Annotated in this window: 19 protein-coding genes; 7 read left to right on the top strand and 12 right to left on the bottom strand. The window is 52.3% G+C overall.

The annotated features are described in order from the left end of the window. Positions 1 to 53 precede the first annotated feature (53 nt). Complete coding sequence (locus AAGR22_RS02045) at positions 54 to 365, top strand: DUF485 domain-containing protein (protein ID WP_067704401.1); 312 nt, start codon at positions 54 to 56, stop codon at positions 363 to 365. Continuing rightward, complete coding sequence (locus AAGR22_RS02040) at positions 362 to 2,029, top strand: cation acetate symporter (protein ID WP_345829963.1); 1,668 nt, start codon at positions 362 to 364, stop codon at positions 2,027 to 2,029. Before AAGR22_RS02045 ends, AAGR22_RS02040 begins: the two co-directional genes overlap by 4 nt. 48 nt (positions 2,030 to 2,077) lie before the next feature. Here the strand turns inward: AAGR22_RS02040 and AAGR22_RS02035 are convergent, their stop codons facing one another. From AAGR22_RS02035 to AAGR22_RS02025, 3 genes are all read right to left on the bottom strand, one after another. After that, entirely contained in the window at positions 2,078 to 2,623 is a 546-nt protein-coding gene (locus AAGR22_RS02035) for a YfaZ family outer membrane protein (protein WP_345829962.1), read from the bottom strand. 181 nt (positions 2,624 to 2,804) lie between these two features. Further along, positions 2,805 to 3,503 (bottom strand): LrgB family protein, encoded by a 699-nt coding sequence (locus tag AAGR22_RS02030; RefSeq protein WP_067704410.1) that lies wholly within the window; start codon positions 3,501 to 3,503, stop codon positions 2,805 to 2,807. After that, a complete protein-coding gene (locus AAGR22_RS02025; RefSeq protein ID WP_345829961.1) occupies positions 3,496 to 3,924 on the bottom strand; it encodes a CidA/LrgA family protein in 429 nt (142 codons plus the stop codon). The genes AAGR22_RS02030 and AAGR22_RS02025 overlap by 8 nt, the downstream gene beginning before the upstream one ends. 101 nt (positions 3,925 to 4,025) lie before the next feature. On the opposite strand from AAGR22_RS02025, the gene AAGR22_RS02020 reads away from it, so the two are divergent. Beyond that, positions 4,026 to 4,928 carry a LysR family transcriptional regulator gene (locus AAGR22_RS02020; protein WP_067704417.1) on the top strand — a complete coding sequence of 301 codons (903 nt, stop codon included), beginning with the start codon at positions 4,026 to 4,028 and terminating at the stop codon, positions 4,926 to 4,928. Positions 4,929 to 4,965: 37 nt separating this feature from the next. Here the strand turns inward: AAGR22_RS02020 and AAGR22_RS02015 are convergent, their stop codons facing one another. From AAGR22_RS02015 to soxR, 5 genes are all read right to left on the bottom strand, one after another. Continuing rightward, positions 4,966 to 5,925, bottom strand: a complete 960-nt coding sequence (locus tag AAGR22_RS02015) for an Rpn family recombination-promoting nuclease/putative transposase (protein ID WP_345829960.1) — start codon at positions 5,923 to 5,925, stop codon at positions 4,966 to 4,968. Between the two features lie 312 nt (positions 5,926 to 6,237). Beyond that, positions 6,238 to 7,887, bottom strand: a complete 1,650-nt coding sequence (locus tag AAGR22_RS02010; RefSeq protein ID WP_067704431.1) for a Na+/H+ antiporter — start codon at positions 7,885 to 7,887, stop codon at positions 6,238 to 6,240. 168 nt (positions 7,888 to 8,055) lie between these two features. After that, positions 8,056 to 9,405, bottom strand: coding sequence for an NCS2 family permease (locus AAGR22_RS02005; RefSeq protein WP_345829959.1), 1,350 nt, complete (start codon positions 9,403 to 9,405; stop codon positions 8,056 to 8,058). Positions 9,406 to 9,810: 405 nt separating this feature from the next. Further along, entirely contained in the window at positions 9,811 to 10,473 is a 663-nt protein-coding gene (locus AAGR22_RS02000) for a glutathione S-transferase (RefSeq protein WP_345829958.1), read from the bottom strand. 41 nt (positions 10,474 to 10,514) lie between these two features. Beyond that, on the bottom strand, positions 10,515 to 10,985 hold the full coding sequence (gene soxR, locus AAGR22_RS01995) for a redox-sensitive transcriptional activator SoxR (protein ID WP_067704442.1): 471 nt from the start codon (positions 10,983 to 10,985) through the stop codon (positions 10,515 to 10,517). Between the two features lie 125 nt (positions 10,986 to 11,110). Between soxR and soxS the strand changes: the two genes are divergently transcribed. Together soxS and AAGR22_RS01985 are read left to right on the top strand one after the other, a co-directional pair. After that, complete coding sequence (gene soxS / locus AAGR22_RS01990) at positions 11,111 to 11,512, top strand: superoxide response transcriptional regulator SoxS (protein ID WP_067704445.1); 402 nt, start codon at positions 11,111 to 11,113, stop codon at positions 11,510 to 11,512. 172 nt (positions 11,513 to 11,684) lie between these two features. After that, the gene (locus AAGR22_RS01985; RefSeq protein WP_067704448.1) at positions 11,685 to 11,966 is read left to right on the top strand and encodes a YjcB family protein; all 282 of its coding nucleotides are present in this window, start codon (positions 11,685 to 11,687) and stop codon (positions 11,964 to 11,966) included. 62 nt (positions 11,967 to 12,028) lie between these two features. Here the strand turns inward: AAGR22_RS01985 and AAGR22_RS01980 are convergent, their stop codons facing one another. After that, entirely contained in the window at positions 12,029 to 12,988 is a 960-nt protein-coding gene (locus AAGR22_RS01980; RefSeq protein ID WP_345829957.1) for an ATP-grasp fold amidoligase family protein, read from the bottom strand. A gap of 8 nt (positions 12,989 to 12,996) precedes the next feature. Then, a complete protein-coding gene (locus tag AAGR22_RS01975) occupies positions 12,997 to 14,253 on the bottom strand; it encodes a polysaccharide biosynthesis C-terminal domain-containing protein (RefSeq protein ID WP_345829956.1) in 1,257 nt (418 codons plus the stop codon). A gap of 542 nt (positions 14,254 to 14,795) precedes the next feature. On the opposite strand from AAGR22_RS01975, the gene AAGR22_RS01970 reads away from it, so the two are divergent. Both AAGR22_RS01970 and AAGR22_RS01965 read left to right on the top strand, forming a co-directional pair. Next, the gene (locus AAGR22_RS01970) at positions 14,796 to 15,191 is read left to right on the top strand and encodes a transposase (RefSeq protein ID WP_067704458.1); all 396 of its coding nucleotides are present in this window, start codon (positions 14,796 to 14,798) and stop codon (positions 15,189 to 15,191) included. A gap of 1,109 nt (positions 15,192 to 16,300) precedes the next feature. Beyond that, a complete protein-coding gene (locus AAGR22_RS01965) occupies positions 16,301 to 17,236 on the top strand; it encodes a VirK/YbjX family protein (RefSeq protein WP_345829955.1) in 936 nt (311 codons plus the stop codon). A gap of 33 nt (positions 17,237 to 17,269) precedes the next feature. Here the strand turns inward: AAGR22_RS01965 and AAGR22_RS01960 are convergent, their stop codons facing one another. Next, entirely contained in the window at positions 17,270 to 17,707 is a 438-nt protein-coding gene (locus AAGR22_RS01960) for a DUF3828 domain-containing protein (RefSeq protein WP_345829954.1), read from the bottom strand. Positions 17,708 to 17,909: 202 nt separating this feature from the next. After that, the gene (locus AAGR22_RS01955) at positions 17,910 to 18,332 is read right to left on the bottom strand and encodes a helix-turn-helix domain-containing protein (protein ID WP_067704686.1); all 423 of its coding nucleotides are present in this window, start codon (positions 18,330 to 18,332) and stop codon (positions 17,910 to 17,912) included. Positions 18,333 to 18,349: the final 17 nt, after the last annotated feature.

The raw sequence follows: 18,349 nt of genomic DNA, 5'->3' as shown, positions 1-18,349 counted from the left end.
TATCCGGCAGCCCTGGGTAAGACCGCCACAATATACCCTCTGGAGAAACTGTGATGAATGACGTTATTTATCAACGGATGGAGAAGAGTGCGCGCTTTAAAGAGCTGGTCAGAAAACGCCAGACCTTTGCCGCCCTGCTCACCGCCATTGTACTTATCCTTTATGTCGGTTTTATTTTACTGATCGCCTTTGCGCCGGGCTGGCTGGGCACGCCGCTTTATGCGGGTACCAGCGTGACGCGTGGTATTCCCATCGGTATCGGTTTAATTCTTATCTCCTTCCTGCTCACTGGTCTTTACGTCTGGCGGGCTAACGGCGAGTTTGATCGCCTGACGCGTCAGCTGCTGAAAGAGGTGAAGGGATGAAACGATGCCACCTGGTTTATATGCTTCCTGCCCTGCTGTTACCGATTGCCTTTTCTGCCCTGTCGGCTGATACGCTCAGCGGTGCGGTTGAGCGGCAACCGGTCAACTATGAAGCCATCGTGATGTTCATCGTCTTTGTCGCCGCCACGCTGGGGATTACCTGGTGGGCCGCAAAACGCACCCGCTCACGCAGTGATTATTATACCGCTGGCGGCAATATCACCGGCTTTCAGAATGGTCTGGCGATGGCCGGAGACTTTATGTCAGCGGCTTCGTTCCTCGGGATCTCGGCCCTGGTCTATACCTCCGGCTACGACGGACTGATTTACTCGCTCGGGTTCCTCGTCGGCTGGCCCATTATCCTGTTCCTGATCGCCGAACGCCTGCGTAACCTGGGGCGTTATACCTTCGCCGACGTCGCCTCATACCGTCTGAAACAGCTTCCGATTCGTACGCTCTCCGCCTGCGGATCGCTGGCGGTGGTGGCGCTGTATCTAATTGCGCAGATGGTAGGTGCAGGTAAGCTTATTCAGCTGCTGTTCGGGCTTAACTATCATGTTGCCGTAGTGCTGGTCGGAATTCTGATGATGCTCTACGTGCTGTTTGGCGGCATGCTGGCCACCACCTGGGTACAGATCATCAAAGCGGTGCTGCTGCTGTTTGGCGCGACTTTTATGGCCGTTATGGTGATGAAAACGGTGGGTTTCAGCTTTAATAATCTGTTTACACAGGCCATTGCGGTTCATCCGAAAGGCATCGCGATTATGCGGCCCGGCGGCCTGGTTAATGACCCCATTTCAGCGCTGTCGCTCGGCCTGGGCCTGATGTTTGGCACCGCCGGTCTGCCGCATATTTTGATGCGTTTTTTCACCGTCAGCGATGCGCGCGCGGCAAGGAAAAGCGTATTCTACGCCACCGGCTTTATGGGCTATTTCTATATTCTTACCTTTATTATCGGCTTCGGGGCCATCCTGCTGGTCGGGGCGAACCCGGCGTTTAAGGATGCCACGGGCGCGCTGATTGGCGGGAATAATATGGCTGCGGTACATCTGGCGGATGCCGTAGGCGGCAGTCTGTTTCTCGGCTTTATCTCTGCGGTCGCCTTTGCCACCATCCTGGCCGTGGTTTCAGGGCTGACGCTGGCCGGTGCCTCAGCCGTGTCGCATGACCTGTATGCCAGCGTGGTGCGTAAGGGCCAGGCAACGGAACGGCAGGAGCTAAAAGTGTCCAAAATCACCGTGGTAGTGCTGGGTTTCGTTGCCATCGCGCTGGGCATTTTATTTGAGAAGCAGAATATTGCCTTTATGGTGGGGCTGGCCTTCTCCGTTGCCGCCAGCTGTAATTTCCCGATCATCCTGCTGTCGATGTACTGGTCGAAGCTGACAACGCGTGGGGCGATGATCGGTGGCTGGCTGGGGCTGCTGACGGCAGTGGTGCTGATGATCCTGGGCCCGACGGTGTGGGTTCAGGTACTGGGACACACTAAAGCGATTTTCCCCTATGAATACCCTGCGCTGTTCTCCATGGCAGTGGCCTTTATTGGCATCTGGCTGTTCTCAGTAACGGACAGCTCAGCCGAGGGCAAACAGGAGCGTCTGCGCTTTAAGGCGCAGTTTGTCAGGTCACAAACGGGAATAGGAATAGACGACGGCCAGGTGCATTAGCGCCAGTGAGGGGAAGAGAGGCGAATCGCGAGATTCGCCTTTTTTTCATCAGAAATGCAGCGCTGCACCGACATACGGACCATCAGCAATCACATTATCTTTACGGCCATCTTTGCCGTTCATGGTCATATATTTATAGCCCACGCGCACGTCCACCAGCGAAATCGGCTGGAAACTTACGCCTGCCGAGGCTTCCTGATAGTCATCAATATGGCTGGAGAATGCATCCGGGGAGTAGTAATACTCGCCAAAAACGTTAAACATTCTGGTCACCGCGTACTGTGCGCTGCCACCGACCGCGACGGCGTAGCCATCCTTACTGTCGGTAGGGTTGGTTGACATAACCTTCACGGTTGGGGAGAGAAAAAGGTCGCCAACCGCGACGTTATAGCCCAGACCGACGCTTTCAGCGTTGCCGTCGTGATCGCTGCGTAGCCAGTTACCTGACAGCGCAAAGCCTGGCGAGGTGGTACCCATTCCCACGCGCACGTTAGTGTAATGCTCGCCGACGTCAACGCCGCCTTCGATTGCCTGCGCCGGACCTGCCAGGGCGAAAATCGCCACTGCGCCTGCAAGAGTTGCCACTGCTTTCATTTTATTCTCCTGATGAATTTACTCACGCCGTTTACCGGCGGCTTCGCAGAGTAAACCAACTTCAGGCTGAATAACATGAGAAATCCGCTTATCTGCGCACACTTTTCGCGCATCTCTCCCCGACCTCTGACGCGCCTGCGCGCTCACCTCCGCCGCAAATACAGAAGCCACCCGCAAGCGGTCAGAGTGCGGCCCACATAATATGGCCGATAACGGGGGCGAGGATCACCGTCACCACGCCAGAAAGCATCATAACCAGACTTGCCACTACCCCCTCTTCCTGCCCAATCTCATAGGCCCGCGCCGTACCGGCACCGTGCGAGGCGGCACCGAAACCGGCCCCCTTCGCCATTCCCTGTTTTACCGCCAGTCGAATAAACAGCAGATCGCCCGTTGCCATACCAAACACGCCGGTAATCACCACAAACAGCGCCACCAAATCGGGCTGGCCACCAATCTGCTTAGCTGCCGCCAGCGCAAAGGGTGTGGTAATGGAACGCACGGCCAGGCTGCGCTGAATCGCCTCCGGCAGAGTCAGCAGCCGGGCCAGCCAGACTGAACTGCAAACGGCAACCAACGTTGCGGTAATGACACCCGCGCTGAGCGAGAGCCAGTGACGACGAATAATCGCCCTGTTTTCGTACACCGGCACGGCAAATGCCAGCGTTGCCGGTCCCAGCAACCAGAGTAGCCAGTGGCTCTCACCAATATAGTTCTGCCATGAGGTATGGGTGAGCAACAGCAGGGCGACCAAAACCATCGGCGTCATTACCAGCGGCATTAGTAACAGCCTGTGCCAGCGGCGATACAGGCGCTTATTGAGCAGGTATATGAGTACGGTTGCCACCAGACACAGCATGCTGATAAAAAAATCACTCATCGCCCTTCTCCCGCCTGCGCTGGGCAAGCCAGATCTCGAAACGGTACACGCGATCCACGACCAGCGCGGTAGCGCTCAATACCAGCAGCGTACTGATGCCTATCACCAGCATGATGCGCCAGCCCTCTACGCGCAGCAGCTGTGAATAGTTCACCACTGCCACCACGGCGGGTATAAAAAACAGCAGCATCTCGGCCAGCAGCCAGCGCGAGCCGGCCCTCACCCAGTTTAACGGCAGCACGCGCAGCATAATCAACGCCAGCAGCAGCAGCATACCGACGATATTCGCCGGTAAGGGGAGATGCAGACGGTCCACCAGCTGTTCGGCCAGTAGAAAAAAAACGACATAAAGCGCGACCTGAAGCGGAACCTGCACCCACTGCCATCTGCCGGATATCGACGGGCGCGAGACCAACGCCATAATAATTTCTCCTTTACGGTGTAGAGAAATAGTATAAAGCGGTATCAAACTGTGAAAAAAATGACTTAATATTATTCAAACTATGCCTTACAGGAATGTTTATGGACGTTCGGGCCCTGCGTTATTTTGTGGAAGTGGTGCGCCAGCAAAGCTTTACCCGTGCGGCTGAGCAGCTTTTTGTTACCCAGCCCACCATCAGTAAAATGCTGCGTCAGCTCGAGGATGAGCTGGGCTGTACGCTGCTGATCCGCGAGGGCCGCAAGCTGCATTTAACCGATACCGGTCAGGCGGTTTATCAGCGCGGTGTCACTATCCTTCAGGAGTTTAAGCAGCTGGAGGCAGAAATTAGCGACATCAACGATCTGAAAACCGGCGAACTGCGGCTGGGCATTCCTCCGATGGTCGGCATGCAGATTGCGGGTTCAATTTCTGCGTTTCGCCAGCGCTACCCCGGCGTGGAGCTGAAGATTTCTGAATTTGGCGGCCTGACCGTACAGCAGGCCGTTCTGTCGGGCACGCTGGATATTGCCCTGACCGCGCTGCCGGTCGCCGACGATTTACCGCTCAACGCCCTGCCGCTGATGAGCCATCCACTTTGCGTCCTTGTACCGCGGACCCAGGCCTGGCTGCGGCGGACGCATATGCCCATTGCCGAACTGGCCGGACATCCGATCCTGATTTATAACGAGGAGTTTTCGCTTAACCGTCAGCTAATGCGCGCCTTTCAGGCCAGCGGTTTTACACCGCAGATTGCGGTGCGCAGCGGTCAGTGGGATTTTCTGGCAGCAATGGTGCAGGCAGGAATGGGCGTGGCGATTTTACCGGAGCCTATCTGCCAGCGGCTGGATAAAACCCACCTGCTGTGGCTGCCTCTGGAGTCGGAGCTGGTCTGGAAGCTGGGGCTGATCTGGCGGGAAGGGAGCTATCTGTCAAAAAGCGCTCAGGCATGGATAGCTTGCTGCCGGGAGTTTTGGCCGGGTGAAGCGCCCACGCTATCGGTTTAAGCCGGTTCATTTGCAGTGAAGGCCACCCAAACGACGTTTAGTGGCGGATCTGCGCCAGGACTTCTTCTGAAAGGCCGGTCATTTTAACGATAGTAGGGCGATCGATACCATTCTGCAGCATGGTGCGGGCGATTTTAAGGGTGGCTTCACGTTCACCTTTCTCAATACCGCGTTGCTCACCGAGCTGAATACCCTTTTCGATGCCCTTCTCAATGCCCTTTTGTTCAAGCTGTTGTGCGATGGTCATCAGTTTCTCCTCATGTTGCGGCACCCGCTGTGCCAGTTCGCGTACAAAGGCCTCTGCATCTGAAGTCTCACCCGCCTGTAACAGATAGTTTATCAGCGAAACCAGCTGCTGTCCTGTCATGTGCTCCTTCAGCAAAACGGTAGCCAGCCTGTCAAGCAGGCAGGTCAGATCACGCTGGTGAATATGCTTTTGTAGCAGAGTCAGGGCCGCCATACTACGGTGATTCATGATGTCGTCATCAGCGATAATTGTCACATCGACCAGTGGGAAATTCCCGCTGTAGAGAATCTGCGCCAGCGCAGGATTGTCAAAGTCGTCCAGCCATCTGGTGGAGTAAGGATAGGGGCTCCGCCTGCCGGTATAGAACAGCACCGGAATAACCAGCGGCAGCTTCTTATTGCCGGCATCAAGATGGCGCTGCATGGCTGCCACAGCATAGCGGAGTAGCCGAAAGGCCATATGCTTATCAGGCGTGGACTGGTGTTCAATCAGAACGTGGATCCAGGCATCCCCGGTGCTGGCTTTCAGGCTGTAAAGGACGTCACTGAAATAGGGGCGCAGGCTCTCCTCAACAAAGCTTCCTGACTCCAGCTTAAGGGTACTGAAGTCGCAGAGCGCCTTTAGCTCCGTCGGCAAATGCAGCTGCATAAAATCCCGCACGGTGTCGGGATGAGTAAGAAATTGCTTGAACACCAGATCGTGTGGCGTCTGGGTGACTCTCTTCCCGCCCTTCGAATTCCTTTCCGACACGTCATTACCCTCTTTTTTTATATGGTCATCCCGACCGCCAGGATTATAGAGCGTTTAAGGCGAAGGGGCGAGGCGAAATGAGGATATCACTACCGGCAGCGTACTAAAATGAAACAGGCCACGGTTAAGCTCACGGCTAAACAAACGCGGATAAATGGATGCAGGATGAATGGATATGGATATGGATATGGATATGGATATGGGTGAATGGATGGATGAATGGATGAATGGATGAACGGTACGGAGAATGGATAACTGGACGAACGAATATAGAATACCCCCGCGAATCCTGATAGTTCGCGGGGGCGATGACTACTCTTCTTTCTCGATAAGGAGCGTTTCCAGCAGGTCAAGATCGTGCAGCAGTTTCTGCATGGTCTCGTTGCTGATTTTTTGCGTCGCACGCAGATGATAAAGCTCCCCGCGCTCCGCACGAAGCGCAGTCAGGCGGAAGCGGCGTTCAAGATTTTCGGCAAACAACGCACGCTCTAAATCCTCTTTACCATCCACCCGGCGGCGCATATTGCCAATCACCCGCGAACTCACCTCTTTCAGCAGTTCAACGTCAATGTTCTCTTCGGTGTCGGCAATCAGACGCTCCTCCATTTTATGCAGGCTTTCAATCGCCGTACCCGCCATAACCGCGCGCGCCATTTGCACTTCATGTCGATGCGCCGTTTTGTCCATGCCGGGAATGCCACGCAGCAGCAGGGGCAGCAGCACTACACCCACCAGCAGGGACAGCAGGATCACGCCGGTCGCGAGGAATATCAACTCATAACGAGCGGGATAGGCATCCCCATTGGTCAGATAGAGCGGAATGGAGAGTACACCGGCCAGCGTAATGGCACCGCGTACGCCCGCAAATGAGGCAATTAACAGCTCACGCAGCGAATAGCTGCTGAATTCCATCGGGCTCTTTTTAAGCACGCGCTTACTGATTAACTGCATCATCCACAGCCAGCTAAAACGCACTATCATCAGTGCGCCATAAATCATCACTACTGAGGCAAACAGCATCCACAACTCGACGTTAGGATCAGCCTTCGCCTGGCTTACCGAGGTATCAAGGATACCCGGCAGTTGCAGACCCAGCATCAGGAAGACCATGCCGTTAAAGACAAATTCCAGCATCTGCCAGACGCTGTTAGCACGCAGACGCATAGCAAGCGGGGCCTGACGGATAATGCCAGAGCGGGTGATTGTCATACCCGCCGCGACGGCGGCCAGGATACCGGATACGCCAATATGTTCCGCAATCAGGTAAGAGGCAAAGGGAAGCAGCAGCAGCAGCACGGTCTGGGTTGCCGGGTCGTCCCCGCTCCAGCGGCTGAACAGGCGCAGCGACTTACCATACAGCCAGCAGATTGCGATCCCGGCCAGCAGACCACCAATCGCGACCTTGCAGAACTCAAGGGTGGCGCCCGACACGGTAAACACCATCGTTCCCATCGCGACCGCAACGGCAAACTTCAGTGACACCAGGCCAGACGCGTCGTTCATCAGCGCCTCACCCTGCAGGATTGACATAATTTTTTTCGGGATGCGCCCTTCTCCGACAATGCCGGATAATGCCACGGCATCGGTGGGCGAAAGTACTGCCGCCAGGGCAAAGGCACCCAGCAGGGGAATACCCGGCACCAGCCAGTAAATCAGATAGCCAATACCCACCACGGTGATCAGCACCAGCACCAGCGCCAGACCGATAATTTCGCGTCCGTGATGCAGGAACTCGCTGGTTGGCGTCTTCCAACCGTCGGCAAAGAGCAGCGGCGGGATAAACAGCACCAAAAAAAGTTCGGGGTCGAAGTCTACATGCAGCCCGAACGTAGGCCAGGCAAGCAGCGCCCCCATCGCTATCTGTACCAGCGGCAGCGGAATTTGAAAGGGAATGATGCGGGCAGCGACGCCAGACAGCGACACCACCAGCGTTAATATGAGGATAGTAAAAAAGATTTCCATGCTTTCCTTAAACGGCTTCCTGGGTTTTACACGTGATCCAATCGATTAAATCAGCTTGTTCGCTGCAATAGTAAAACAAAAAAATAGATGGTTTAAAAACAGGATGTGCGCTATCGACGCAGAATAGCCTGAAAAGTTAACGGGCCGTATTAACGGCCCCGCGAGGCATCAGATGGCCCAGCCGCCCGCATAGAAGGCCACCAGCGCGATGGCAATAATCACCGTACCTGGGTTCAACCTGCGCCACTCACCGGCAAAAATCCGACCGACAACCAGCGAACCAAAGCCGAGCATAATACCGGTAACGATGTTACAGGTCAGAACGATAAATACCGCAGCCAGCAGCCCGGACATCGCATCAACAAAGTCTTCAAAATCAATTTTTGAAACGTTGCTAAGCATCAGCAGGCCAACATACATCAGTGCCGGCGCCGTGGCATAACCAGGCACCAGATACGCCAGGGGAGAAAGGAACAGGATCAGCAGAAACAGGATGCCCACCACGATTGCCGTCAGGCCCGTTTTGCCACCCGCCGCCGTACCCGCCGCCGATTCAATATAGACAGCCGCTGGAGAAGCGCCCACCAGACCCGCAAAAATACTGCTGACGGAATCCGTGGTCAGCGCTTTGCCGCCGCTGATAATCTGATTATCTTTATCCAGCAGGTTAGCCTGTCCGGCTACGGCACGGATGGTGCCGGTGGCGTCAAATACGGCCGTCATGACCAGCGCCAGTACGCTTGGCAGCACCGCAGGTTTGAGCGCCCCCAGAATATCCAGGCTGAAAACCAGCGAATTTCCCTGTGCATCGTGCAGGCTGGGTAGTGCAAACAGCCCCTGGTATTTCACTGCCGGATCGAAAATTAGCCCGATAACGGAAATACCAATGATGGTCAGCAGAATACCGCCCGGCACGCGCAGCTTCTCCAGCCCAAAAATGACTGCAAGCCCCAGTAACGACATAATCACCGGAAAAGAGGCGAAATCACCCAGCGCCACCGGTAAGCCCGGTGCGGGGTTCTTCACGACCAGGCCTACGCCGTCGGCCGCGATCAGCAGAAGGAAAAGCCCAATGCCGACGCCTGTCCCATGTGCCACACCCATCGGCAGGTTACGCAGGATCCAGGCCCGAATACCGGTCGCTGAAATGATGGTAAAGAGGATCCCCATCAGGAATACTGCCCCCAGCGCCACCGGCACGCTGATATGCTGACCCAGCACCAGGCTAAAAGCGGTAAAGGCCGTCAGTGAAATTGCGCAGCCAATAGCCATGGGCAGATTGGCCCACATTCCCATAATCAGCGAACCAAAACCGGCGACCAGACAGGTTGAAACAAATACCGCCGCGGGTGGGAAACCGGCCTTGCCCAGCATAGACGGAACCACAATCACCGAATAGACCATTGCCAGGAAGGTGGTCAGGCCCGCCAGAATCTCCTGACGAACGGAGCTTCCTCGCGCTGAGATCTTAAACCAGGCATCTAACGTTCCGCGCGCCGGTTGTGAAGGAGTCGACATAGTGAAAATCCCCTGAAAATTTTTATGATTTATCAATGCGTGGTGCAGGAAGCACAACCGGGTTCAACGTTTACATCCTGGCCCGCTATGTTCACAGATCGCAAAAGCCCCCTCGGAGGCGACGATCGGAAAAAAGGGAAACGTTAACTACGCCACGCAAAAAAGCCGCATTGTTTAAAGCCGCATTGTTTTAAAAGGCAAACGATTATCCAGCCTTTAATGCCGCAGATTCAACTCCGATCGCGCATATATTTACGCCGACAGGGTCGTCAGGGCGGTCACCCTGCTCAGTTAGCCACCAGGGTGACTCTACCCACCCGGCATAACGCGCTCTAATAGCACTTTCTTATGATACGGTGACGCAGGAAGCCACCTGCGCCGCTCATGCTAATTTCAGGGGAAGATTTAGCCAGGGTTGACTTCGCCGCCCTGTTGCAGGGCGCGCTGCCAGGCGCTTCGGGCCTGCACTTTGCTTAACCATGCCTGAATAGCCGGTGAGTTTTCCGCCCCGCCACGCGCCGAAAACGCCTGTAGCGGAAAGCTCATTTGCACATCGGCAATACTTATCTGCGTGCCGGCAAACCATGTATTACGGCTCAGGTGCTGCTCAATGAATTCCCGATGCGTGGTCAGCTGTTTGTCGAGATACGCCTTTTGCACCCCCTTCCCGAATGCGCCACCAATCGGGCGTAATAGCCAGGGCACCGGCGGTTTCCCCATCCGGCCAAAGATCAGCTTCATTACCAGCAGCGGCATCAGCGATCCTTCGGCGTAGTGCAGCCAGTAACGAGCCTGAAGACGCGCGTCGTCGTCAACAGGTTTTAGTCGGTTTTCGCTATCATAGCGTTCCGCAAGGTACTCAAGGATCGCGCCGGATTCCGCAATAACCCGATCGCCATCGGTAATAACCGGAGATTTGCCCAGCGGATGCACTTTTTTTAGCGCCTCGGGTGCCAACATCGACGCTTCTCGCTGATAGCGTTTGATTTCATACGCAACGTCAAGCTCCTCCAGCATCCAGAGTACGCGCTGTGAGCGGGAGTTATTCAGATGGTGAACGGTAATCATGGGCTGGCCTTATAATGATTGCGAAGCGTTGAGTATAGACCTTATGGCTCGTTCGTCGGCTCCAGCAGGATCGCACCGGTCCCCCGTTCGCCAAGACGGTCATCAGGGTTGCGCAACGGGCAGTCGGCCATAGACAGGCAGCCGCAGCCGATGCAGCCATCCAGGTCGTCGCGCAGTCGGGTCAGCGTCGCGATACGTCGATCCAGCTCTTGCCGCCAGCGTTCGGTCAGGCCTCGCCAGTCCTTAGGCGACATCCTTTTTCCCGGTGGAAATTGCAGCAGATGCTCACCAATGGTTGCCAGAGGTATACCGATGCGCTGGGCAATTTTAACAATTGCGACCCGTCGCAGTACGTCGCGGTTATAGCGCCGCTGATTTCCCGGATTGCGAAAGCTGCTGATTAATCCTTTACTTTCATAGAAATGGAGCGCTGATACGGCGACGCCACAGCGCTGTGCCACATCGCCTGGTGTCAGTTCACGCTTGTTCGCGCCGTGGAGATTTTTTTTCATTTTGCCCTTTACCTCAAGTTAACTTGAGGAATTATACTCAGCAGCCATTGAGAAGGCGACATCGTTTCTGGCGCAATTTACCCATCCGGGGCTGACAGCGCAGCTGAACCAGGGAGAAAAGACGTATGCATGACAACATCATCCACACACTGACCGACTGGATTGAGAATAATCTCGACAAAACCCTGTCAATTGATGACGTCGCCGCTAAATCGGGCTATTCAAAATGGCATCTGCAGCGGATGTTTCGCGCCGTGACCAAACAGACGCTGGGGGGATATATTCGTGAGCGCAGGTTAACGCTGGCCGCTGAAGCGCTTCGTAAGACGCAGCGGCCGGTTTTTGATATTGCGATGCAGTATGGCTATGATTCGCAGCAGACATTTTCCCGCGTCTTCCGCCGCCAGTTTTCCCTGACGCCTACCGCTTACCGCCATAGCATGCGCCGCCAGTCGCTGACCCGTCAGACCAGCTATGCCTTTGACTGCAGTGCTGGCATGGGATATCACAGCAATAGCCTGCTTTAATGCCTAAAAATTATTCAAATTTTAAAAACGAGTGATATAATGTGACCGTCGTCACACTTATATGACCTCTGGGTCAGCTTCGACTAAGGGCTTATCCTGGCAACCCTTCGTCCAAATCGCGTGATGCCACTACCTATTGTCAGGGCAGTTATTCGCGGAGTTTGAACGAGATATGGGAACCTTAACCACAAGCCTGATATTGATGAGATGGGAACTGGTGAGTGCTGTGATGATGTTTCTGGCCAGCACATTTAACGTCAGGTGCCGCAAAAGCAGCCATAACGCAATGGCCTTTATCTTTACCGGCATCGGGATTGGCATGTCCTGCTGGTTTGTAACCGGCCTGCTGGGCATGACGCTAAGCATGAGCAATCTACAAAATTTTTGGCACGTCACTAAAGATGTCTTCATCGACGTAATGAGCCACACGCCCGCCGATTACCCCATGCCTTAACCGCCCCCGTGAGCCGCAAATTCTGAGTAACAGGCGGCTCACCGTTTACCTTAACCACATCATCAGATCTTCTTAAATACAGCAGGTAGAGGCGCGGTCTCTTCCGGGCGATGCGCCCGCGGCAGCGCGGCAGATTTACGCTCCTGGAGCCACATATCACCCATCATTTTATCCAGCCCCTGTTCCAGTCCGGTGACCATCCCCGCGCCCGGCGTGAAAGTCAGCTCGCCAAAGTAGATCTGGCCCTCACTGATGTACCAGTCAACGCGAACATAATCGAAGTCACTCGCCAGCTTCTTACTTAACTCCAGAGCCTTCTCGAGCGTCTCCCGATCGCCGCTGATATCGAGACCCGTATCGCGGATCTTGTAGAAGCAGTGGCTGAGATTGTTGACGTAAAAGTTCATAGAGAGCGGCGAGTTGCCGCTGCGGTTGTAAATCACCTGCAGCACGTACTCATAATTGCCGTCTTTTTTATTGAACATATGAAACTTGTAGTCAATAGCAGCGAACTTGCCGTCGCCCACATACTTCTCCACCAGAATCCTGGGCTTGATGTAACGATAGTGGATCTCGCGAGCTTCATGCGAAAAATCACGACTCAACCACTCTTCACAGCGTTTAATCAACAGCTGTTTCTGGATGCAGTCCGGCTCATCCAGGAAGATTTCTACCATACCGGAGCCGTGGTTCGGTTTGATAACGGTATTTTTTAATGATTTAAGTCCCAGCAGCGTAATGGGATCGGCCGTTTCATACAGCAGCGGAATGAGATACTCTTCGCCGATGGTTTTTGAAATATAGTCTCTCACAAGAATTTTATCCGATAGGATCCCATAACGAACGTAGTCTCCGGTGATAAATTTACGATATAAAACCTTCTCATTAAATAACTTCGGCTGGCGAATGTTAGGTAACTTTCTAAATTTATGGAAATAATAAATTCTGTCCTGGTAGGACCATGGCATCTTTTTTAACAGATATAAGACGCCTTTTCTCAGTTCAGTTTTGAGCTTGAACATTTTTCACCTCATTTGTAGGTTTTGTAGTTAAGTGAGGAAAGCTGTATTTTAAGAATGACGGCATTCTTAAAGAAATAGTTCATTACGGTCAGGGATAAGAGTTCCGTCACAAGAACACTCCAGGCTGCGCCTGTTAACCCCCAGGAACGGATGAAAAACCAGTTGGTTGCCACGCTAATTACCACCAGTAAAATAATCTTTACCAACAGATAATTAAAACCACCCTCTTTCACCATATAGCGATAAGCTACTGTCCCCATTGCCGAAAAGCAGGTTGCTAACGACAATAACGTAACGAGATTTCCAGATTGTGTGTAGTCGTGCCCAAAGAGGACACTGATAATTCTGTCGCCAAACAGCGCAATGAAAATAAGCATCAAAAATGAGACTGCCATAACATAGCCGTAGAGCCTTGAGGCCAGCTGGATTGCAACATCTGACCGCGCCCTGAATATCTCTGTAAAGCAGGACGTAATGATCGCCACCGGGATAAAAATCCACGAGGCCGATATCGTATTCGCGGCAGTAAACAGCCCCAGCTCATGCGCTGAACCCACCCCAACCAAAAAAAACTGCGCGAGCTTCACCTGAATCGAGATAAACACGCTGGATATGGCCAGCGGCAGGCCCGCATGCAGCAGGTAGCGCAGATAGGTTTTATGTTTACGCCTGGGTGGCGGAGTAATGCTCTGTGCCTGATAAAACATGCCGCGTTTAATCAGATAGGGCACCAGCGTGACGGCAACAATCGACAGCGATAACAGTAACGGGCTGAGCTTCATCCAGGCGATGGTAAAACTGATGGCGAAACTCAGTATCATTCCTGTGGCATTGGCGACGGTATTCATTCTCGACGCCAGCCGCGCATTATTGTAAACGCTGAAAATATCCTGTGTAACAAACATGGCTGACAGAAAAGAGGCGATCGCAAATACCATAAAGTTTTCGCGCATGGTCAGCCAAACGTAAAGTAATACCGGTAAAGAAAGTATGAGCAAAAGCGCCATCCGCAGCTGCTTCGCTACTGCCATCAGGCGCATCCCCTTTGGCACGCTTTTGCTAATACTCTTAAATAAAATGGTCTCTGTGCCAAAAATGGCGACCGTCTGAACAATTGAAAAAAGTGAAGCAGAAAATGCTATTTGTCCAAAGACAGTAGGACCAAATGATTTCGCGACATAAGACGTCACAAATATCACGCCGAAGACGGAAACGATTTTTTCCGACATCATCCAGGCGGCGTTTGACATAACACTGTGTTTCATTAAAGCATCCTTTTGACACGAACTACTTACTGCAAAAAACGGTACATCCTTGTTTACAACAAAAGAAATTTGCTGAATTTCCCCTGGCTAAAAAAGACGCCTGAATATTTTTAATCATACAGCAGGATAGCTTTCGCTCTTAACGAAAAGCGTTATTTTAAAATACTACCTTACGGCAATAACTTTTTCTGTCTTTACCTGGTCTTGAAACCCTCGGTCTTCGTCTGAAAGTGCTGCCTGACAGTAAACAGATTCGCACAGAAACCCCCGTTCGCCTGCTGGAGAATTCTGAATTAGACACTGGTCTTGTTGTCGGCATGAAACGAATTTATAACAAAAACCCAAATATCGAAAGCTAACTCCGGCCTTTAGAAATAAAATCGGAGAAATCCCATGATGATATTTATCCATAATCCCTTAACTTAATGACTGTCATAAAAATCGCGCACTTAATGTCATTGCCCTTATTGGTTCATTAATCAGATCCATTAAATAGTGCAGTTACTCTCATCACATTATAGTTAAGAAAGGTAATAGCATTTATGAGAAAGTCACGATATAGCGAAGAGCAAATCACCAATGCCATTAAAGCATCTGATAGTGGTGTAAAGGTTAAAGAGATTTGTGAAGAACTGGGGATTTCTGAGGCCACCTTCTATAGCTGGAAGAAGAAATATGCCGGATTATCCTCAGAGGAAGGAAGAAAAATCAAGGAGTTGGAAGATAAAGTGCACCACTTTGAACGTGAGCTGCAGATACTCTCTTCGGATAAGGAGATGCTGCAAAGCGTTTTAAAGAACTTCTTTACCACCCACGATAAGCGGCAGGCGGTGAATTACCTTCAGGATACGTTTGAAATCGGAACCCGCCGAAGCTGCCGCCTGCTTGATATTAGCCGTAGTGTTTACCACTATCCTTACAATTGTGAAAATCACTAGGGCTTACGCAATATTCTTAAAACCCGTGACTGCTGATGCCAATTTTAAATATCTTTAATGCTAATTGAAATCTATAAATAGTTTCCGTGGAGTCGTTTTTAGTTGATGTGTTAGCTGTATCCAATTTCACCAGTTTAGCTGTGATCGCTTTTCAGGCCAGATAAATACCCTTCTTTTTCATGTAGTTAAATGCGCATTTATCTTTGTTTTCAAAGATAAATGCGCACTCTATGACATTAAGCCTTCTTACTGATTGTTCAACCATCCCCTCTTAGACGTGAAAAATCATAATAATTCCCCGGTCTTAAATGATTCATAACTTTGATCCATATCAAGAGATAACCCGCGTCATAAAACTGCCATCCCGACCCCCAACCCTTACCAAACCGCACATCATGACGCCGTAGCGTAATGCGCACCCAGGAAAACAATAAAGGTAAACTTAAGGATAACGCCTTTTCTGCTCATTTATTAATCATAGAGGCGTCCTGAGACTGCCGTTTCCTTATGTATCGCCTCTTAACATTGACGTCCTGTCGCACTCATTAAGGGTAAAATTTGACTTAATACTGGATTGATAAATTTTCAGTAGTCTCAGATTCAGGCGAAACGGCATTAAGTAGCTCACATTTACTGTCCATAAATATAGATGAATGCCATTAGCGATTATTCTTATAGCGGAACAATTCTGAGCTGTGCCAGGCACCTGAGAAAATAAACGGCGGGTATGGGGGCAGGAACACTCCTAAAAAAGTGTCTTACATCACAGATATGATACAAAACCAGACACATTACGGCCAGTCTGAAGAAGATTTTTAGGGTTAATTGCGTACTGGTGCAGGTTAATCAATGTACCAGGCGCCTCGGGATCGCTCTTATCCTGGTACCAAAAAAATATGTACTACCGGACGGTTTATGCCTCCTGATTGTCTGCTGAGCCACCCGCCAGGCCACGTTCCACGGTGGGTAATGTAGATTAGCGCCCACATCCATTAGGAATTTCCTCAACAAACCCTAAACAAACATCAACCTTAAAAACGCATTTACTCTGTGTTGATAGTGACATCTTTATAATGCCGTTTTACCCCTCCCCTCCTGGAATGCAGAACATGTCTGATACTGCGGTTGCACCTCGTCAGGATACTTCCCTGACCTTTTTCCTGTCCCTGGTTACTGGCAAGCTAACGCCAGGAAGATTGTGGTTCGATCGCGACTACCGTATTAAGTATCTGTTCCGCTCGCTGGCCTACCCGATAGCCACTCAAAGGCTTGTTAGCGCCATCTCAGAGAGTCCGGTAATGCGTGATATTCTGCCGATCCAGCACACGCTACCAAGCAAAATCCATCGCCCCTACCTTTATGGTGGCATGCCGATGGTTAAACGCGCTCAGGCGATAATTGATCACTACCGCTTCGCTCAGGACCTCAGCGCGGTACGTTTACGTCAGGCGATGCTGACCAAAGAGGGCGTTGCGCTGGTTGAATTTGCGGGAAAGAACGGTGAAGCCTTCAGTATCACCCTTGCCTGTACCGGCAGCTGTGAAAGAGAGGGAGAGGTGAACCTGTTTGTGACCTGTGATGGCGTTAAACTGGCCATGCTGACCTTTGCAGTGACGGAACAGCAGGGCATAAAGGTGCTGATTATAGGTGGTATTCAGGGAGCCCATCGCGATACGCCACATGAGTTGATCCGTGAGGCGACAAAAGCCTGCTACGGCCTGTTCCCTAAAAGATTGCTGCTGGAGACGCTGATGCTGTTTGCTGCTGCGACGGGAATTACTCAGATACAGGCGGTCAGCGACAGCGGGCATATTTTCCGCAGCCTGCGTTATCGCCTGAAGAAGAAGAGCCTCTTCCATGCGAACTATAACGAATTCTGGGAAACGCTGAACGCGCAGCCGCTGTCTGAGAATCTTTATACGCTGCCGATGCCCATCGCGCGCAAGCCGCTTGAAGACATCGCCAGTAAAAAGCGCGCTGAAGCGCGCAGGCGTTATGAACTGCTGGATACCATGGCTGAACGGTTCGCCGATCAGTGCCGCTAAGTTTTACCGGTTTACAGCCCTGTTAACCCAGGGCTACGGATTCTCTTTTGCCACATCATCGATCTTCCATCCATCGCGATCCCGATGCAGCGTTATCAGCAGCAGCTGCCTGTCGTTGACATCGCTGCCCAGCGTCACATCCCCTGAGGCCGTTTCACCGTTAATGGTGAATTTCCCAGCGCTAACGTGATCGACCCAGCCATCGCTATAATCCTGATCCTGCAGAAAATAGTCATCATCCATGCCGTCCGGGCTTTTTATCAGAACGTAGATTTTCTGTAACAGCTGCGGGGTGACGTACTCTTTCAGTAGCGGATCGCGTTCGTCAATTGGGCTTTCATCCTTACTTAACGCCGTCAGATACCAGCTGTAAAAATCTCTGCTGAGTGACTGGGGATCGGCGCTGTTTTCCTTCGCCGCAGCGTGCAGTGCAAAAAGCGCTATACCCAGCGCCAGTAACCATCTCTTCATGAAGTGCCGTCTCTGCCTGTTCATCGCTCCCTCTCACGCTTTGCTGATGTCCCTGCCCGCTGCGTCGTAAAATGCTCAGCTAATTTACTCTTTAACCTGTGAAGTCGAGCGATTTTCTGCGTTATTTTTAGTAACCGTTTATACCGGGAGGGCAACACGCCAGCGCCGCCTTATCTCTACCCGCTCACTGAGGATACCAATTTCACTCTTCCTGGTCATCCCGCAACACATTGTCATAACGTCCCCGAGCCTGACGAAACTGTGCGGCGGAGTCAATCACCCAGCGCCACAGGGGTAACATATGGACCAGCAGCCCCTTTCCCAGGGGAGTGATAGCGTACTCCACCCGCGGGCGCTTTTCCCGATAGTCGTGCCGGGAGATCAAACCATCACGTTCCAGCTGCCGCAGGGTGCGGGTGAGCATCCGCTGGGTCACACCGTCCAGACGACGGCTGATTTCTGCATGCCGCATTGGCCCCTCGGTACCCAACAGATGCACGACGCCAAGTGACCAGCGATTACCCGCATGGGTAAGAATATCCCGCTTCAGGCCATCGTCGTCATCGCTCAGCCCTTCACATACGATTTTGGAAAACTGCAGCACGGCCTCGCTGTCCCACTCCATTTCGCCCCCGGTATCAC

The organism is Erwinia sp. HDF1-3R (assembly GCF_039621855.1).
Lineage (GTDB): Bacteria > Pseudomonadota > Gammaproteobacteria > Enterobacterales > Enterobacteriaceae > Erwinia.
Note: the sequence above shows the minus strand (reverse complement) of the source record. Positions and strands in the feature narration are given on the sequence as shown.

What these genes read in the sequence shown, in the direction of transcription:
- AAGR22_RS02035 (WP_345829962.1), bottom strand. Translation starts at nt 2,623, where the DNA reads ATGAAAGCAGTGGCAACTCTTGCAGGCGCAGTGGCGATTTTCGCCCTG.
- AAGR22_RS01985 (WP_067704448.1), top strand. Translation starts at nt 11,685, where the DNA reads ATGGGAACCTTAACCACAAGCCTGATATTGATGAGATGGGAACTGGTG.
- AAGR22_RS01975 (WP_345829956.1), bottom strand. Translation starts at nt 14,253, where the DNA reads ATGAAACACAGTGTTATGTCAAACGCCGCCTGGATGATGTCGGAAAAA.
- AAGR22_RS01960 (WP_345829954.1), bottom strand. Translation starts at nt 17,707, where the DNA reads ATGAAGAGATGGTTACTGGCGCTGGGTATAGCGCTTTTTGCACTGCAC.
- AAGR22_RS01970 (WP_067704458.1), top strand. Translation starts at nt 14,796, where the DNA reads ATGAGAAAGTCACGATATAGCGAAGAGCAAATCACCAATGCCATTAAA.
- AAGR22_RS02025 (WP_345829961.1), bottom strand. Translation starts at nt 3,924, where the DNA reads ATGGCGTTGGTCTCGCGCCCGTCGATATCCGGCAGATGGCAGTGGGTG.
- AAGR22_RS02040 (WP_345829963.1), top strand. Translation starts at nt 362, where the DNA reads ATGAAACGATGCCACCTGGTTTATATGCTTCCTGCCCTGCTGTTACCG.
- AAGR22_RS02000 (WP_345829958.1), bottom strand. Translation starts at nt 10,473, where the DNA reads ATGATTACCGTTCACCATCTGAATAACTCCCGCTCACAGCGCGTACTC.
- AAGR22_RS01955 (WP_067704686.1), bottom strand. Translation starts at nt 18,332, where the DNA reads ATGGAGTGGGACAGCGAGGCCGTGCTGCAGTTTTCCAAAATCGTATGT.
- AAGR22_RS02010 (WP_067704431.1), bottom strand. Translation starts at nt 7,887, where the DNA reads ATGGAAATCTTTTTTACTATCCTCATATTAACGCTGGTGGTGTCGCTG.
- AAGR22_RS02045 (WP_067704401.1), top strand. Translation starts at nt 54, where the DNA reads ATGAATGACGTTATTTATCAACGGATGGAGAAGAGTGCGCGCTTTAAA.
- soxS (WP_067704445.1), top strand. Translation starts at nt 11,111, where the DNA reads ATGCATGACAACATCATCCACACACTGACCGACTGGATTGAGAATAAT.
- AAGR22_RS02030 (WP_067704410.1), bottom strand. Translation starts at nt 3,503, where the DNA reads ATGAGTGATTTTTTTATCAGCATGCTGTGTCTGGTGGCAACCGTACTC.
- soxR (WP_067704442.1), bottom strand. Translation starts at nt 10,985, where the DNA reads ATGAAAAAAAATCTCCACGGCGCGAACAAGCGTGAACTGACACCAGGC.
- AAGR22_RS02005 (WP_345829959.1), bottom strand. Translation starts at nt 9,405, where the DNA reads ATGTCGACTCCTTCACAACCGGCGCGCGGAACGTTAGATGCCTGGTTT.
- AAGR22_RS01980 (WP_345829957.1), bottom strand. Translation starts at nt 12,988, where the DNA reads ATGTTCAAGCTCAAAACTGAACTGAGAAAAGGCGTCTTATATCTGTTA.
- AAGR22_RS01965 (WP_345829955.1), top strand. Translation starts at nt 16,301, where the DNA reads ATGTCTGATACTGCGGTTGCACCTCGTCAGGATACTTCCCTGACCTTT.
- AAGR22_RS02020 (WP_067704417.1), top strand. Translation starts at nt 4,026, where the DNA reads ATGGACGTTCGGGCCCTGCGTTATTTTGTGGAAGTGGTGCGCCAGCAA.